This is a genomic window from Streptomyces sp. JNUCC 63 (genome assembly GCF_054366325.1).
In genome coordinates this window covers 7,634,613-7,650,022 of the sequence record NZ_CM135963.1, presented here as the reverse complement: position 1 = coordinate 7,650,022, position 15,410 = coordinate 7,634,613, and the positions used below count along the sequence as shown (strand labels likewise).

13 protein-coding genes and 6 pseudogenes are annotated in these 15,410 nt (G+C 69.3%); 9 read left to right on the top strand and 10 right to left on the bottom strand.

The genetic code is table 11. The features are described 5' to 3' along the window. Positions 1–208: 208 nt before the first annotated feature. The 4 genes and pseudogenes from ACX25U_RS35380 to ACX25U_RS35365 form a co-directional block, all read left to right on the top strand. Positions 209–1,045, top strand: a complete 837-nt coding sequence (locus ACX25U_RS35380) for an undecaprenyl-diphosphate phosphatase (protein ID WP_454386064.1) — start codon at positions 209–211, stop codon at positions 1,043–1,045. A 61-nt stretch (positions 1,046–1,106) separates the two neighbouring features. After that, on the top strand, positions 1,107–1,742 hold the full coding sequence (locus ACX25U_RS35375; RefSeq protein ID WP_454386062.1) for a DedA family protein: 636 nt from the start codon (positions 1,107–1,109) through the stop codon (positions 1,740–1,742). Positions 1,743–1,760: 18 nt separating this feature from the next. Continuing rightward, a complete protein-coding gene (locus ACX25U_RS35370) occupies positions 1,761–2,348 on the top strand; it encodes a phosphatase PAP2 family protein (RefSeq protein ID WP_454386060.1) in 588 nt (195 codons plus the stop codon). Positions 2,349–2,870: 522 nt separating this feature from the next. Next, a pseudogene (locus ACX25U_RS35365) lies at positions 2,871–3,641 on the top strand (IS701 family transposase); the annotation flags it as partial. A gap of 353 nt (positions 3,642–3,994) precedes the next feature. Here the strand turns inward: ACX25U_RS35365 and ACX25U_RS35360 are convergent. From ACX25U_RS35360 to ACX25U_RS35350, 3 genes are all read right to left on the bottom strand, one after another. After that, complete coding sequence (locus ACX25U_RS35360; protein WP_454386058.1) at positions 3,995–5,134, bottom strand: IS701 family transposase; 1,140 nt, start codon at positions 5,132–5,134, stop codon at positions 3,995–3,997. A gap of 88 nt (positions 5,135–5,222) precedes the next feature. After that, positions 5,223–6,542 carry an ATP-binding protein gene (locus tag ACX25U_RS35355; protein ID WP_458633789.1) on the bottom strand — a complete coding sequence of 440 codons (1,320 nt, stop codon included), beginning with the start codon at positions 6,540–6,542 and terminating at the stop codon, positions 5,223–5,225. 114 nt (positions 6,543–6,656) lie between these two features. Continuing rightward, positions 6,657–7,334, bottom strand: a complete 678-nt coding sequence (locus ACX25U_RS35350; RefSeq protein ID WP_384212148.1) for a response regulator transcription factor — start codon at positions 7,332–7,334, stop codon at positions 6,657–6,659. A 257-nt stretch (positions 7,335–7,591) separates the two neighbouring features. Here ACX25U_RS35350 and ACX25U_RS35345 point away from each other — a divergent pair, with 257 nt between their 5' ends. Continuing rightward, entirely contained in the window at positions 7,592–8,908 is a 1,317-nt protein-coding gene (locus tag ACX25U_RS35345) for an AbrB family transcriptional regulator (RefSeq protein ID WP_454386053.1), read from the top strand. Between the two features lie 228 nt (positions 8,909–9,136). On the opposite strand, the pseudogene ACX25U_RS35340 reads toward ACX25U_RS35345, so the two are convergent. After that, positions 9,137–9,337 (bottom strand): annotated as a pseudogene (locus ACX25U_RS35340) (ISKra4 family transposase); the annotation flags it as partial. On the opposite strand from ACX25U_RS35340, the pseudogene ACX25U_RS35335 reads away from it, so the two are divergent. Together ACX25U_RS35335 and ACX25U_RS35330 are read left to right on the top strand one after the other, a co-directional pair. Further along, positions 9,322–9,495 (top strand): annotated as a pseudogene (locus ACX25U_RS35335) (ISKra4 family transposase); the annotation flags it as partial. The pseudogenes ACX25U_RS35340 and ACX25U_RS35335 overlap by 16 nt on opposite strands. Before the next feature lie 402 nt (positions 9,496–9,897). Next, positions 9,898–10,236 (top strand): annotated as a pseudogene (locus ACX25U_RS35330) (IS6 family transposase); the annotation flags it as partial. 45 nt (positions 10,237–10,281) lie between these two features. On the opposite strand, the pseudogene ACX25U_RS35325 reads toward ACX25U_RS35330, so the two are convergent. Beyond that, positions 10,282–10,539, bottom strand: a pseudogene (locus ACX25U_RS35325) (ISAzo13 family transposase); the annotation flags it as partial. A 227-nt stretch (positions 10,540–10,766) separates the two neighbouring features. Between ACX25U_RS35325 and ACX25U_RS35320 the strand changes: the two are divergent. Together ACX25U_RS35320 and ACX25U_RS35315 are read left to right on the top strand one after the other, a co-directional pair. After that, positions 10,767–11,075: pseudogene (locus ACX25U_RS35320) on the top strand (transposase); the annotation flags it as partial. A gap of 150 nt (positions 11,076–11,225) precedes the next feature. Then, positions 11,226–12,539 carry an IS701 family transposase gene (locus ACX25U_RS35315; RefSeq protein WP_454386051.1) on the top strand — a complete coding sequence of 438 codons (1,314 nt, stop codon included), beginning with the start codon at positions 11,226–11,228 and terminating at the stop codon, positions 12,537–12,539. 28 nt (positions 12,540–12,567) lie between these two features. On the opposite strand, the gene ACX25U_RS35310 is transcribed toward ACX25U_RS35315, so the two are convergent. From ACX25U_RS35310 to ACX25U_RS35290, 5 genes are all read right to left on the bottom strand, one after another. Then, positions 12,568–12,693: a hypothetical protein gene (locus ACX25U_RS35310; RefSeq protein WP_454386049.1), complete on the bottom strand. Its 126-nt coding sequence runs from the start codon at positions 12,691–12,693 to the stop codon at positions 12,568–12,570. A gap of 167 nt (positions 12,694–12,860) precedes the next feature. Then, the gene (locus ACX25U_RS35305; RefSeq protein ID WP_454386047.1) at positions 12,861–13,673 is read right to left on the bottom strand and encodes an SAM-dependent methyltransferase; all 813 of its coding nucleotides are present in this window, start codon (positions 13,671–13,673) and stop codon (positions 12,861–12,863) included. Between the two features lie 87 nt (positions 13,674–13,760). Further along, positions 13,761–14,444, bottom strand: coding sequence for a hypothetical protein (locus ACX25U_RS35300; protein ID WP_454386045.1), 684 nt, complete (start codon positions 14,442–14,444; stop codon positions 13,761–13,763). Further along, the gene (locus tag ACX25U_RS35295) at positions 14,445–14,636 is read right to left on the bottom strand and encodes a transposase (protein WP_454386043.1); all 192 of its coding nucleotides are present in this window, start codon (positions 14,634–14,636) and stop codon (positions 14,445–14,447) included. 232 nt (positions 14,637–14,868) lie between these two features. Further along, positions 14,869–15,087: a hypothetical protein gene (locus ACX25U_RS35290; protein WP_454386041.1), complete on the bottom strand. Its 219-nt coding sequence runs from the start codon at positions 15,085–15,087 to the stop codon at positions 14,869–14,871. Between the last annotated feature and the right edge of the window lie 323 nt (positions 15,088–15,410).

Here is a 15,410-nt window from a genome sequence, read left to right as displayed (position 1 = left end):
CGGCACCTGCCTCCCGGTCCACGTTCGATCCGGCGCCCTCTCGGCCCTCTCGCCCGACCAGGGGAAACCGTGACACCCAGCAGACATGTTACGGCTGTAACATGCCTGCCGGTTCGTGGGGCCGCCGCTCCCGTGCGGGCTCACGGACCCCCGGCCGTCTCCGGCCGGGCGCCGTCGTCTTCGTCGACCCGTGTGGAGCGCATCCGCGATGTCTTGGTTCGAGGCCACCGTACTGGGCCTGCTGCAGGGACTCACCGAGTTCCTGCCCATCTCCTCCAGCGCCCACCTGCGGGTGTTCTCCGCCTTGTTCGGCTGGGAGGATCCCGGCGCGGCGTTCACCGCCGTCACTCAGCTGGGCACCGAGCTCGCGGTGCTGATCTACTTCCGCCGCGACATCGCCGCGATCATCGGCGCCTGGTCCGCCTCGCTGGTGCGGCCGGAGCGACGCAAGGACCCGAACGCCCGGATGGGCTGGTTCGTCATCGTCGGCACGCTGCCCATCGGCCTCTTCGGCCTCGCCTTTCAGGACACCATCGAGACCTCCCTGCGCGACCTGCGGATCACTGCCGCCATGCTGATCGTGTTCGGGCTGATCCTGGCGATCGCCGACCGCTCTCGGGCGGTGCGCCACGCCAAGCCGATCACCGAGCTGACCCTTCCCCACGCCCTTACCTACGGCTTCGCCCAGGCGCTGGCCCTCATCCCCGGGGTGTCCCGTTCCGGGGGAACCATCAGTGCGGGGCTGCTGCTGGGCTACTCCCGGGAGGCCGCGGCCCGGTACTCGTTCCTGCTGGCCATCCCCGCGGTTGTGGCCTCCGGCACCCTGGAACTGTTCAAGATCGGCGAAGGCCCGGCTCCGGCCTGGGGCCCGACCCTGCTGGCCACCGGCATCGCCTTCGTGGTCGGCTACGCCGCCATCGCATGGTTCCTGAAGTACATCTCGAACAACAGCTTCGCCCCCTTCGTGGTCTACCGCGTCGCCCTTGGTGTGGTGATCGCGGCCCTGGTCACCGCCGGCGTGCTGGCCCCCGCCGCCATCGAGTAGCCGCCCACCCCCGCTCCCGCCGACCCGCGCAGCACCCATCCGCCCCAGGAGTCTTCGCCCCATGACCACTCTCGCACTCGGCCCCGCCTGGCTCGACCCCGACTACCTGATCTCGACCTTCGGCCTGCTGGGCATCCTGGCGATCGTCTTCGCCGAGTCGGGCCTGCTGATCGGCTTCTTCCTGCCCGGCGACTCGCTGCTGTTCACCACCGGACTGCTCGTGGCGGACCGGCAGTACCTCACACAGCCGCTGTGGCTGGTCTGCACGCTGGTCGTGGCGGCGGCCATCGCCGGCGACCAGGTGGGGTACCTGTTCGGCCGCAAGGCCGGCCCCGCGCTGTTCCGCCGCCCCGACTCGAAGTTCTTCAAGCAGGAGAACGTGGCCAAGGCCCACGACTTCTTCGAGAAGTACGGGCCGCGCTCGATCGTGCTCGCCCGCTTCGTGCCCATCGTGCGCACCTTCACGCCGATCGTGGCCGGCGTGAGCCGCATGAACTACCGCACATTCGTGGTCTACAACATCATCGGCGGCATCGCCTGGGGCTCGGGCGTCACCGTCCTCGGCTACTTCCTCGGGCAGATCGCCTTCGTCAAGAACAACATCGAGGCGATCCTCGTCGGCATCGTCGTGGTCTCCGTCCTCCCGGTCGCGATCGAACTGCTGAAGGCGCGGCGCAGTGCCCGCCGCGCGTCCTGACCGGCGGTCGGGGCCTGCATGGGGTTCATCGAGTGGGTCCAGCACGCCGACGTCAGCGCGGCGACGGCGCTGCACGCGTTCGCACTGGACCATCCCCTGTACGTGCGGGTGCTGCGGTTTCTGACCGATGTGGCCTGGGATCCGATGACGCTGCGGCTGGTGGTCGCCGCCGTGGTCGTCGTGCTGCTGCGGCGCCGTGCTGTCCGGCAGGCCGCGTGGGCTGCGGTCGCGATGACCACGGCGGCGCTGACCTCGACGCTGCTGAAACTGGCGGTGGCCCGGCCGCGCCCGCAGCTGCCGGACCCGGTGGACCACGCCGCCGGCTACGCCTTCCCCTCGGGGCACGCGCTGACCGGGATGGTCGGATGCGGGGTGCTGCTCGTCCTGCTGCGGCCCGCGCTGCGCGGGGCCTGGCGAGCGGTGGCGTGGAGTGTGGCGGCGGTGACGGTGATCGGGGTGGGCTTCACCCGCATCGCCTTGGGAGTGCACTGGGTCAGCGACGTGGTGGCCGGATGGCTGCTGGGCCTGACGGTGCTGGCCACCACGGCCGCGGCCTTCCGTGCGATCTCCATCCGATCGAGAAGTCGGCGAACTCGAGGTCACTGAAGGCGATGTGCAGGCCGTGGGCGTGGCGGCCCCGTCGCGGAAATAGGCGTGCCCCAGCGCGCGGGCCAGGATCACCTGCTGCTGCTCGCGCCGGCGTCCCGGGCGGCAAGCAGCTCCCGGGCGACCTCTCCCGGCAGGCACTGGGTGATCCACCGCACCCGCGGATCGTCCGAGGACCCTGCCGGTGCGGCTGCGATGTGTTGGGTTCGTGTCAGTGGAGTGGTCGGCAGTCGCCGGCGGCTACTTTCCGCCGCCTTTTCACTGGTCACGGTGGGGGAGTGACTGTCCGCTGCTGACATGAGGGTGGCACGGGCAGCGGGGCTCACTGTCACCACGCGGTATATCCCCTGGTGGTTCACTGACACGAGGCCGAGATGCGATCTCTCGGTTTGGTGTCAGTGGATGGCGTGTCAGTAGTGGGTTCCCGTGGTGTTGTCCGGACGCGCTGGTCAGCGACCTGGGAATCGGCCTTGCCGCAGGGGTGGCCACTGTCATGAGATGAGAGATCAGGGGTGTCAGTATGGTCACGCCCTGGTCGACCGCGAGCGCTGCCAAGCGGCCCGCGTCCCCGACGACCGCACCTTCGCCACCAAGGGCGACCTCGCCCGCGACATGATCGAGCGTGCTCTGGCCTCCCCGCTCCCTTTCACCTGGGTCACCGCCGATTCCGCCTACGGACAGGACTCCCACTTCCGCCGTTTCCTGGAAGACCGCGGCCTCTTCTACGTCGTGGCCGTGTCCAAATCCCAGCAGGTGAACGGCCCGCGCATCGACCATCTCATCGCTCAGGCGCCGCTCGAGGCGTGGCAGCGTCTGTCGGCGGGTCAGGGGGCGAAGGGCGAACGCTCCTACGACTGGGCCGCCGCCCGTCTGCTCGCCGTGGCCGAGTCCGACGGCGACGAGCCGACCCGGCAGCGGTGGATGCCGACCCGCCGCAGCATCGGCAAGCCCGACGAGATCGCCTACTATCTCGCCTGCGCCCCGCTGGAGGCCACCGTCGCCGACCTGGTCCGCGTCGCCGGTTGCCGATGGAAGATCGAGGAATGCTTCCAGATCGCGAAGAACGAGTGCGGCCTGGACCAGTACGAGGTCCGCCGCTACGTGGGCTGGTACCGGCACATCACGCTCGCCATGCTCGCCCACGCGTTCCTTGCAGCGATGGCCGCCCAGGAACGCGAAAAAGGGGTGACACGGCCGACACGCCCGACCTCGTGGACCTCACACCAGCTGAAATCCGCCGTCTGCCGGCAACTGAACCCCGCCGCCATCCTGCAGGCCGCGACCACACGGTGAATTGGTCGGCCTGGAGACGCCGCCACCAAGCACGAGCCCGACGCTGTCATTACATGCGGCGCGGGCACACGTTGGTGGGACGGCCCCGGCAAGACCGTCCCGTGACCACAGCGCACCCGCTACACTCCCCGCTGCCAGGCCGTTGACCAGGGTAAATACAGAAGTCCGGCTGGAGTACTAGTACTGCAATCACAGTTACGGGGCCTGGCCTCGGCGTTTGTAATGGCTGCGGCGAGCGCGGGTCTGACTGAGCCGTCTCCACCAAGACCAATGCAGATGATGCTTCGGCGTGAGGTGTTGCGGGCGAAGGAGCAGTCCGATCAGGCGGCGGATCTCCGCGACGGACAGCGGGATCAGGCCGGTTTGTCCAAGATCGCTGCCCCCTTTAACCGTTCCCGGGCACGGATGGCGGTCAGTGCGGCGAGCGCGGCCATGGACAGGGTGATGTGCCGGTACCAGGCGTCGTAGCGGCGAACCTGGTAGTGGTCCAGGCCGCACTCGTTCTTCGCAGCCTGGAAGCATTCCTCGACTTGCCACCGGGCCCCGGCCACCCGGGCCAGGTCCCTCAGCCGGGTGCCGACCGGGCCGTAGCAGACGTAGTAGGCGATCTCGGTGGGATCGATGAGACTGCGGCGGGCCAGCACCCAGTGCCCGAAGCCGTTCTCCCACCAGATCCGGATCGGCGCCCGGGCCCAGTCGTAGAGCCGCTGTCCGTGGGCGCCGGGACCGGCGGACAGCCGCTTCCACGCCTGCCGCGGCAGGCCGGCCACCAGGGTGTCGACCCGGACCTCGGCGCCTCGGGTGGTGATGACGGTGTCGTTGACCTTGGTCGCCAGCACGTGCGCGACCGCGCGTTGCTCCAGCCAGTACCGCAGCTTCTTGACCTGCCCGTATGCCTCGTCCGCGGTCACCCATGCGAACGGCACCTTCGCGTCCAGGGCGCGCTGGAGCATGGCCTGGAAGTGCTCGATCTTCGTGGCGAACGGCACGTCGTCCGGGATGCCAGCCGCCCGGCACCGCTCCCGGTCATCCGTCCAGGACTTCGGCAGATACAGTTCCCGGTCGATCAGCGCCCGTCCTCGCTCGGAGGCGTAGGCGAGGAAGGTGCCGATCTGGCAGTTCTCGGTGCGGCCGGCGGTGCCGGAGTACTGCCGTTGCACTCCGGCCGACCTGGTGCCCTTCTTCAGGAACCCGGTGTCGTCACCGATCAGCACCGCGTGCTTGTCGCCGATGCTCTCCACGACGAAGTCCCGCACGTCATCGCGGACCCCATCGGCGTCCCAGTCCGCCTCGCCCAGCAGTCGCTGCATCCCGATCGGATGCGTCTCGCCCGCCCGTTCCGCCAGGGACCAGCCGTTCTTGCGTTCCAGGGGCGCGATCAGTCCGGCCATGTACTCCAGCGCCCGGCCGCGTGGCTCGGATCGGGAGAACCGCGCAGCGAACCGCGCGTGCAACCCAGCCAACACCTCACGCCAGGACTCGACTTGACGCACATCAAGGTCCACAGACACGGCGACACTCAATCACACCAGGCCCCGTAACTGTGATTGCAGTACTAGACGGTTGAGGACTTCGACGGGTCTACGCCGATGGCAGGCGGACCACCAGCCGGGCGCCGCCGAGGCCGCCGTCGGTCGGTGGGGGGTCCTGGTCGGCGTAGGCGACACCGCCGTGGGCGGTGACGACCTTGCCGACGATGGCGAGGCCGAGGCCCGAGCCGCCGGCGTCACGGGAGCGGGCCTCGTCCAGGCGCGTGAAGCGCTCGAAAACGCGGAGACGATCCGGCTCGGGGATGCCGGTGCCGTCGTCGCTGACGGTGAGTTCCACGGTGTCCCCGTGCTGGTCGAGCCTCACCCGCACATGGTGTGCCGCGTGTCGGCGGGCGTTGTCGAGCAGGTTACGCACCACGCGGCGCAGTGCCTCCGCGTCGCCCCGTACCCGGCCGGCGGACACGCCGCGCGCGTCGATGGCAGCGGTGGAGAGGCCGCGTTGGTGCCGCACCTCGGCCAGCACCACCTCGTCCAGGTCGACCACCCGGTCCGAGGGACGCCGGGCCGCGGGATCCTCGCTGCGGGCCAGGGCCAGCAGCCCCTCGACCAGGTCGTGCAGGCGCAGGGTGTCCTCCAGGAGATCGGCGGCGGTCTTCGGATCGCGCTCGGGATCGGGGTAGGCGGCCATGACCTCCAGCTGGGCCATGATGGCGGCGAGCGGACTGCGCAGTTCGTGGGCCGCGTCGGCGACGAAGCGCCGCTGGGCGGCGGACGCCTGATCCAGGCGGCCCAGCATGTCGTTGAGGGTGGCGGCCAGCGCGTGCACCTCGTCCTGGGACGGGGGTAGGTCCAGGCGGCGGTGCAGGCCGGTGGCGCTGATCTCGGTGGCCTGGCGGCGCAGCGTCTCCACCGGGCGCAGAGTCTGCCCGGCGGTGAGCCAGATGGTCCAGGCGACCAGCGCGGTCAGCGCGGGCACCCCGATGGCCAGGCCGGCGACCAGACTGTCCAGGGTGTGTTCGGACTGCTCCAGGGAGACGGCGGCGATGATCGTGACTGGTACGCCCTTCAGCCGGGCCGGCCTCGCGGCCACGCGGAAGTCGCCGCCGTCGCCGATGGGGAGGTCCGTGAGAGTCGCCGTGTGGCCGGCCCTGATCCGGGCGGGCAGCGGGCGCGGGAGGCCGCTGGCCTGGCCCGGGTGGATGTCGTAGTCGGAGCTGGAGACGACGTGCCCCGAGGAGTCGACGACCACGACGACATCGGCGTCGCTGCCGTTGGAGGGGATGAAGTCGCGCAGCCGGTGGTCCCGAACCAGGGTGGAGACGTCGGAGACCCGCTGCTGGGCCATGGTGTCCAGGCGACTCCATATGGAGCGCTGCAGTCCGGCGAGGAGGCCGAGACCGACGGCGATCACCGCCACCGCCACGATAGAGGTGGCCCACAGCGTGACGCGTGAGCGGAGGGTGAGCCGGCGATACCGTCGCGGCCACCATACGAGCGCCCGGATCAGGCGGGAGCGGGCGGGCACTCAGCCGCCCCGTCCGTCCAGCCGGTACCCCACACCGCGCACCGTCTCGATGGAGGAGCGGCCGTACGGGGTGTCGATCTTGCGGCGCAGGTAACCGACGTACACCTCGACGATGTTCGGGTCGCCTTCGTACCAGGCGTCCCAGACCTGGGCGAGCAGCTCCGTCTTGCTCACTACGGCATCCGGGCGGCGCAGCAGGTACTCCAGCAGCCCGAATTCGCGGGGAGTGAGTTCCAGGACGGTGTCACCGCGACCGCAGCGGTGGGCGCCCGGGTCCAGCCACAGGTCGCCGGCGCGCAGCACGGCGGGGCGCTGGGGAGCGCGGCGCCGCATCAGCGCGCGAACGTGGGCCAGCAGCACGACGAAGGAGAACGGCTTGGTGAGGTAGTCGTCAGCGCCCAGGTCGAGCGCGTCGGCCTCGTCGTACTCGCCGTCCTTGGCGGTCAGGACCAGCACGGGAGTGGTGACGTCCTCAGTGCGCAGCGTGCGGCACACGTCGTAACCGTTGCGTCCCGGCAGCATGAGATCCAGGATGATAGCCGCGTAGTCACCGTACCGGGCCAGGTGCAGCGCCCTCTCGCCGTCGTACGCGATGTCGACGCCGAAGCCCTCGGCGCGCAGTCCTCGCTCCACCGCGGCCGCGATATGCCGTTCGTCCTCGACCACCAGCACCCGCACGTGCCTCTCCTTCCAGGGGGGCCGAACGGCCGCTCCGGGCCCTGGACAGAGGCGGCCGAACGGTGGTCTCCGCTGTCGAGTCTAGATGCAAAGCGCTGGTCAGCGTGCTGCTCTCAGCGTTCTCCCAGGTAAGACTCAGCAAGCGTTCAGGAGTTCTCAGCGTCCTCTCAGGAGGGTCCCCGCACAGTGGGGGGAAGCGGCTCGCCGCGTGGGCACGGCGCCTGCGGGAGGAGCCACCCTCGACGAAAGGTGTCCCTGTGGCTTCGACTTCCGTGCGGCAGCGAGAGCACGTGTCCACGACTCGACCCTCCCTCCGTACCGCACAGAAGCCCGCACCCCAGGTCCACGAATTCCGCTTCCCCCGTCCGGCCCCCGCGTGGCGCTGGGCCCTGATCGCGGTAAGCGGGTACGCCGCCGGTCTCGGGGCCTCCGCCGTCGGCGTACCCGCCCCGTTTCTGCTGTCTTCCCTCGTGCTCGGCGCGGTCCTTGCCCTGACGGGCAGGGTCCGGGGCCGGCTGCCCGGTCCGCTGAACCGTTCCTCACAGGCACTGGTCGGCGCCCTCATGGGCAGCTACCTCACGGCGTCCGCTCTGGCCGCGGCGGCCCCGGTCGCGCTGCCACTGACGGCCGTGACCGCGGCCACCGTGGCGCTGAGTGTCGCGGTGGCCTGGTTTCTCGCTCAGCGGGGGAACATCAGCAAACCCAGCGCCGTCCTCGGCATGGTTCCCGGCGGCTCGGCGGCCATCGTCAGCTGCGCCGACGAACTGAAGGCCGACGTGCGGCTGGTCGCCTTCATGCAGTACCTGCGGGTCGGTCTGGTGGCGACCACCGCGCCCCTGGTCGCCCACTGGATGATGACGTCGCCCGGGCGGTCCGGGGGCCAGGCGTCACACGGCGGGCCGGCGCACTCCGGGTTCCTGCACCTCGTCGCCGGGTCGGACCAGCTCACCGGCCTGCTGGTCCTCGTCGGCGTCTGCGCGGTCGGGGTCCTGGCAGGGCGCCGGCTGAGGCTGCCCACCCCTGCGCTGATCGGGCCCATGCTGCTCGCGCTGGTCGTGACCCTGAGCGGTGTGCTGCCCGGTTTCGCGCCGGCCGGAATCCTGCAGAACGCCGTCTTCGTCCTCGTCGGCCTGGACGTCGGCGTACGCTTCACGCGCGACACGCTCGTGCGGGTCAGGCGACTGCTGCCGTCGATCCTGGTCGGTATGGCGGCGGTCTGCATGGGCTGCGCCGGGCTGGCGTGGATCTTCGCGAAGGCAACCGGCACTCCTGTCGTGGACGCCTACCTCGCCACCACGCCCGGAGGTATCAACGCGGTCCTGGCCACGGCCGTCTCCGGTCACGCGGACGTCGCGCTGGTCTCCACGGTGCAGAGTCTGCGACTGCTGCTCGTGGTCCTGGTCACCCCCCTGATCATCCGCCGACTGGCGGTGAGCCGGGGCGTAGCCCGACGTCCTGACGTCGCCCCACCGGCACCGAGCGGTGGACCTACACCACCGGCGGCGCCGTCGACTCCTCGCCCGCGGTTGTCCGCGGCACCGTCTACGTCGGCAGCAACGACGGCATCGGCATGAACGACGCCACGGTGTTCGCCCTGGATGCCGCCAGCAGCGCTGGTTCGGTCGACTGGCAGCGGTGATGTTCGTGGTGACGCTGCGGGCGGGCCTGACCCGCCGATTGACATTAGTGAGCACAGGAACCACCTCGGTCCTTGCGCGCTGGGTCTTTCCAGGGCCATGAGTGGCACTGGGGCCCCCGTCGGCCGATCGGCCTTGGGTGCGGCTCTGTTTGAGGGACGGTGATCACGCCGCGAGTGCGAGGCCGTCGGGGTAGCGGATGGCGTGAACCCGCAGATGCTCGCGCTGCACGTGATACTCCCAGTACTCCTCGAAGTCGCCGTTGCTGATCACCGCGCGGAGCCTGAGGACGGCCTCGGCCCCGGCCAGGCCCCAGCGGGCACCGGTGATGTCCATCCGGTCCTTGACCAAGTGATCGCCTCGACATCACCGGCGCCCGCTGGGGCCTCGACAGCGCCGAAGCCGTCCTCAAACTCCGCGCCGTCCACGCCAACGACGACCTCGACGACTACCTCACCTACCACCACACCCGCGAACACCAGCGCACCTACCCCGACCAACACGACTACCGACTCGTCGCCTGAGCAACGACCTTCCCCCGAAAGGAACCGCACCCAACACCGTTGCAGTACTGGACGTCGTCAGGAGCGCGCCCGCGGGCTCCTCGGGTGGGCGCTCGCTACGAGAGAAGCATCGGCTGCATCCGGCGCGCGGCCCTCGACCACGTCCTGCTCGTGAACGGGCCCGCCTCCGCCGGGTCCTGGCCGTCGGCCGGCGGTACTACGACGCCCACCAGCCTCACCAGGCCGGACGGCGACTACCGCCTGATGCCGAGGAACGGCCCGACGCCACGGTGCACGACCTCAACGCCCGCCGGGTATTGCGGACCCAGATCCTCGGCGGCGTGCTCGGCGAGTACCGTTGCATCGCTTGACCGGCGACGATGACTTTTCGAGCGGCACAGGCTTGACTTCAGCATGGGGAAGCATCTGGACGAGGTGTTCGTCAGGATCAATGGGGAGCGGACGTACCGGTGGCGGGCCGTCGATGCCGACGGCACCGTGCTCGACATCCTGGTCCAGGGCCGGAGGGACAAGGCTGCGGCCCGGCGCTTCTTCCGCAAGCTCCTGAAGAAGACCTGCGCCGTGCCGCGCGTGGTCATCACCGGCAAGCTCCGCTCCTACGGTGCGGCCCACCGAGAGGTCATGCCCTCCGTGGAACACCGTTCCCACAAGGACCTGAACAATCGGGCCAAGAACAGTCATCAGCCGACGAGGCAGCGCGAACGCGCCATGAAAGGCTTCCGCTCCGTCGGGGCTTGTAAAGAATCAACATGGCGATTCGGCCTTCTGCGGGGCGTTTTCGGGTGGTGCGAACCGGCTCCCCCCACCACAGCGGCGAACCCGCCCGCCGGGCAGCGGATCCTCGCCGCCCTCCAGCTCGAAGCCCCCCTTCCGCACCGTCGTCTCGCTCACGCCCGCAGTGCGCGCGACGGCCCGGACCCCGCCATGGCCCAGCAGCCGGACCTCGGTGGCCAGCGCCGGCCGCCGCTGCCGCTCATCCAGATGCGGAAACAACACCCCGAACCTCAGGGTGAGTTGATCACGAACCTCACTCGGTATGCGCATACCAGACCAACGCGCCAGAGCCCGCAAAGCAACGTGTTGATTCTTTACAAGCCCCCGGCGGAGCCCAGCGGTTCCTGGCCGCATTCAGCGGCATCTCACCCCACTTCAGGCCCCATCGCCATCTGAGAGTGCGGGATGTGACCTTCCGTCCGGCTTGTCATCGCTCGATGGTGTGACGTTGGGGCATCGCTGCCGGTCGGACGTTCGAGGTTCGCTTGGGTTGCGGCATGGACATGCGCAAGCCGTACCCGAGCGATCTCACCGATGAGCAGTGGGCGTTAGCCGAGCCGGTGATCACGGCGTGGAAGGCCCGGCACCCCTCGGTCAGCGGTCACCAGGGCAAATACGCGATGCGGGAGATCGTGAACGCGATCCTGTACCAGAACCGCACCGGCTGCCAGTGGGAGTTCCTGCCCCACGACATGCCTCCGCCCGGCGCGGTGAAGTACTACTTCTACCTCTGGCGCGACGACGGCACCGACCAGACCGTGCACGACCTGCTGCGGTGGCAGCTGCGGGAGAAGAAGAAGCGATTAGCGGTGGTCCGTTGTGATCGGGCGCTTGCCGCAGTGTGATGGGAAGAGGAGTTCGCTGCGGCAGGTGAGGGAATCATGGTTACCGATCGGCTTTCGGTGGCTGCGGCGCCGGGTCCGTTGGAGGGGTACCTGGCCTTGTTCGATCCGTTGTTGGTTTCGCGTGCTCAACGGGCTGCCATCAGGGACTACACGGCCGGTCTGCTGCGTCCGAGCGAGCGGAACAAGACCTTGACGGCGCTGGCGGAGACCGAGCCCGGGGTCGGCTCCAAGCACCGCGAGGAGCAGCGGCTGCAGTGGTTCCTGTCGGAGTCGCACTGGGATCACGAGGCGATCAACGACCGCCGGATCGAGCTGCTGATGGCGGACCCGAGAACGGCTGCACATGGTGACGGGGTGCTGGTGATCGACGATTCGGGGGACCGGAAGTCCGGGCATGCCACCGAGTACGTGGCCCGGCAGTACATCGGCTCGCGCGGCAAGGTCGAGGAGGGGATCGTGGCGGTCACCACCTGCTGGGCCGATGAGAAGGTGTACTGGCCGGTGCACACCGTGCCCTACCAGCCGGCCGCGCGGCTGCCGGGCGGGAAGAAGGACCCGGGGTTTCGGACCAAGAGCCGGATCGCCACGGAGCTGGTCCACCGGGCACGGGACGCCGGGATCCGCTTTCGCGCGGTGGTCGCCGACGCGGACTACGGACCCAGCCGCGGCCCGGTCGTGGTCGACAACCTGGACCACACCGCAGTGCCCTTCGTCGTGGCCTTCAGTCCCACCACGCAGATCCACCGCGACGACGGTCCACCGCTCACCCCGGCCCGGGCAGCGGCCGAAGTGCCGTTCAGTTCGCCCTCCAGGCCCGGCCGCTGGCACCGGATCACCCGGCACCTGCGCGACGGACGCACCGAGGAGTGGTGGGCCGCCGACGTCGTCTGCGGCCCCTATGGCCCCGACCGTGCCCGGCGCATGATCGTGGCCACCGTCGATCCGAAGACCCTGCCCAGGACAAGCACCCGCTATCTGGCCACGAACCTGCCCCGCCGCCCTCGGCGCGGATCGTATCCGCCGGCCACCCCGGCGGAGGTCCTGCGGCTCTACAGCCTGCGCAACTGGGTCGAACAGGAATACAAGCAGGTGAAACGCGAACTGGGCTGGGCCGACTTCCAAGTGCGTTCCGCAGAGGCCATCCAGCGCCACTGGACCCTGGTGAAGCTGGCGTTCACGTTCTGCTGGTGCAACGACAACGACAAGTCCCGAGGGCCTGTCCAGCCGTCCGGCGCCGATCCGGACGGACCACGACCTGACACCTGGCCACAGCGGCTGCGCCGGATCCGGTCCTGGCTCGTCCCGTTCCACGACCTGCTCCGGATCATCCGATCCGGAGCCCTCGCCCGCGTCCCACACGAGATCGACCAGCTCACCGCCGGCCTGGCCGGCGGCTGCGGCATCAACCTCTACCTACCGCCGTAACCGCCGACCCGATCACAACGGACCACCGTTAGGCACCCATGGCAGCCCTGTGCAGCTGGAAGCAGTACTCCCCGTCCGCGGCGACGGCCGGCAGCGGGCCGTGGACGTCGTGGGCGAGGTCGGCGTCAAGAGTCCTGAGGATCTGCGTCGGCATGACCGGCAGCCCCCCCACCGCGCCGAGAACTCGTCGAAGTCTGCGCCCTCGGCATCCCGTGTGCGGCAGTCGTATTTCTGAGTCCGCATGCGAAACACCCCGACTCCCGTCACTTGGAGCAACCGGTCGGGGTGCGGCTCGGCTGGGCGTGGGCCCGTCGGGTGTGGTCAGGGCTTGCGGGCGAGGCCGCCGTGCTCGGCGACGGGTTCCGCGGCAGGGGAGCCGGGGTCCGGGCGCCAGTGCGGGACGGAGACGACCCCGGGGTCCATGAGGTCCAGACCGTCGAAGAACGTCGTGATCTGCTCGACGGTACGCAGGTTGTAGGGGGCGGCGCCGCTTTCGTTGTAGGCGTCCTGGGCCTGTTCGAAGACCGGGTCGACGCCCCGTGAACCATCGTTGATGGAGAGATAGCTGCCGGACGGCAACGTGTCCATCAGGCGGGTGACGATGGAACGCGCCTGGTCGTAGTCGGCGATGTGGCCCAGGATGTTGCTGAGGATGAGGGCGGTGGGACGGGTGAAGTCCAGCGTCTTGGCAGCGGCCTCCAGAATGCGGTCCGGGTCCAGTACGTCGGCGTCGACGTAGTCGGTCGCCCCCTCCGGTGTGGAGTAGAGCAGGGCGCGGGCGTGTGCCAGGACCATCGGGTCGTTGTCGGCGTAGACGATCCGGCACTCAGGGGCGATGCGCTGGGCTACCTCATGGGTGTTGTCAGCCGTCGGCAGGCCGGTTCCGATGTCCAGGAACTGGCGGATGCCCGCTTCGGCGACCAGATACGTGATGTTGCGTCGCAGAAAGGCCCGGCTGCTGCGGGCGATGGTGACGATGCCGGGAAAGACGGCGGTGTACGCATCGCCGGCCTCCTCGTCGACGGGGTAGTTGTCCTTCCCGCCCAGCCAGTAGTTCCAGATCCGGGCCGAGTGCGGCACCGACGTGTCGATCTTCTGATGCGCCGCTGGTTCCGGAGTTATCGGGTGGGTCATGGGTACCGTCCGTCTTCAGTCGAGGTGAGCCGATCGGTGGCGGCTCCGCGCGTGGACTCCAGCCGCCGGTCGGGGCTGAAGCCGAGCCTAGTAGTTGATCTCCTGTTCGTGGGGCGGGATTTCCCCGATTGCGGCATCAAGGCGCTGGTGGTCGCACCCGGCGGCCCGCTTGGTGCCATAACGGGCGTCGGCGCCGTACGGGCTGGCCAGCCGCTGGTTCCCCGGAGGCAGGTCGTCACTCTCGCGCACTCTCACTCCGTCCTCGCCGCGGCGGTACTGCTGCACCCAGACCTGCCGCAGGATCTCCAGGGCGGGGATGCGGCACAGCCAATCCGGAGCATCGGGTCGCCAGACGGCCGTCAGCAGGTGGAAACCGTCCTCGCCGACCTGGCGCAGCCAGATGTCGCGGTCGGTGTCCGCAGGCAAGCCGTGCCAGGAGTCCATGCGTTCCCCATACCGGCCGAGCCGGCCCGTCTCCCGCTCCACCAGGACTTGCCCGAGCCGGTCCGGGGCGGCTGCGGCCAGTGCCTCCAGCGCAGCGCGCAGGGTCTCGGCGACGAACTCCATCCGGTTCAGCAGACGCACGTCGGCGACCACACGGGTGGAGTCGGTACGCTGCCGCCCTCCTCGGCGCAGCAGCCCCTGGTCCACCGCGACCTGCACAACCGCGTCCAAGACGCGCTCTTCCAGACCATGCGCGATCAGACGGACCCGGAACGGGGCCGGCAGCGAGTAATCGAAGCCGCTGTCCTCCAGTTCCAGGTCCAGCAATTATTTCCAGTCGATCCGGGCCCGCACGGCCTCGGCGGTCCGCCGGTCGGACAGCCTCTCAGCAGACTGCATCACCGACGCCATCGCCAGCGCGCCCGGCGAGGCAGGAGGCCGCCCGTCGGACGGGAATGCCTCCGCGAACAAGGCCTCGTCGAAGACCTGTCCCAGACTGTCGCGCAACCTGATCGTCAACGACCCCTTCGGGAAGGCTGCACAAGCCACCCACCACGTCAATTCCGGAACCTCTCCACCCGACCACGACTCCAACGACACCGCGGCATCACCGCCTACGTACCCGAGGCTCCTCTCCCACCCTCCCGCACCCGCGCCTGACACGACGGGCGATTTGAGAGATCGGCAACGGGGTCCTGAAGGCCAGGGATTCCGGCCTGGGTCGTCTGCCCCTTTCAGGGGGCTTCCTGTTTCAACACGCTGTGTGGTCCATGTCGTCGATGCTGTCCACGCCCGCCGCCATGCCCGCGACCAGAGCCGCCACCTTCGCCACCGGGAACGCGCCCACCCCGTCCTTCGGCGCCGACAGGTGCAGCCGCTCGCCGACCAGCTCCGGCAGGCGGCACCGCTCCATCAGCCGCACCAGCGGCTCCAGCCCGCCGTACGCCACCAGGGTCGAGTCTTCGAACACTGCGGGCAGCGCACGCGGCGGAATGGAAGAATGCATCCCGGAGACGCACCTCCGAACTGGTCGATCGGAAGCCTAGAGAACTCCTATTCTCCCTGGTCAGAGGACATCTCTGCTTTCATGTGCGGACACTGGACGTACTATCGACCGGTGGATCGGGGCTCAGGTCCGACCCCTGCCGCGGTGCGGCGGAGCTCGAGTCGGTGCCGCTGAGCAGGCCAGCGGGGTTGACGCCCAGGAGCAGAGCGACGACCACGGCGACGATGCCGCCGCCGATGGCGAGCCCTCCTCCCGGAAAGCCGCTGCCGCGGTCTTCGACCTAGGAA

Excerpts from the sequence above, each read along its gene's own strand:
- ACX25U_RS35375 (WP_454386062.1), top strand. The coding sequence starts at position 1,107 with ATGACCACTCTCGCACTCGGCCCCGCCTGGCTCGACCCCGACTACCTG.
- ACX25U_RS35310 (WP_454386049.1), bottom strand. The coding sequence starts at position 12,693 with ATGCCGACGCAGATCCTCAGGACTCTTGACGCCGACCTCGCCCACGAC.
- ACX25U_RS35305 (WP_454386047.1), bottom strand. The coding sequence starts at position 13,673 with ATGACCCACCCGATAACTCCGGAACCAGCGGCGCATCAGAAGATCGAC.
- ACX25U_RS35380 (WP_454386064.1), top strand. The coding sequence starts at position 209 with ATGTCTTGGTTCGAGGCCACCGTACTGGGCCTGCTGCAGGGACTCACC.
- ACX25U_RS35370 (WP_454386060.1), top strand. The coding sequence starts at position 1,761 with ATGGGGTTCATCGAGTGGGTCCAGCACGCCGACGTCAGCGCGGCGACG.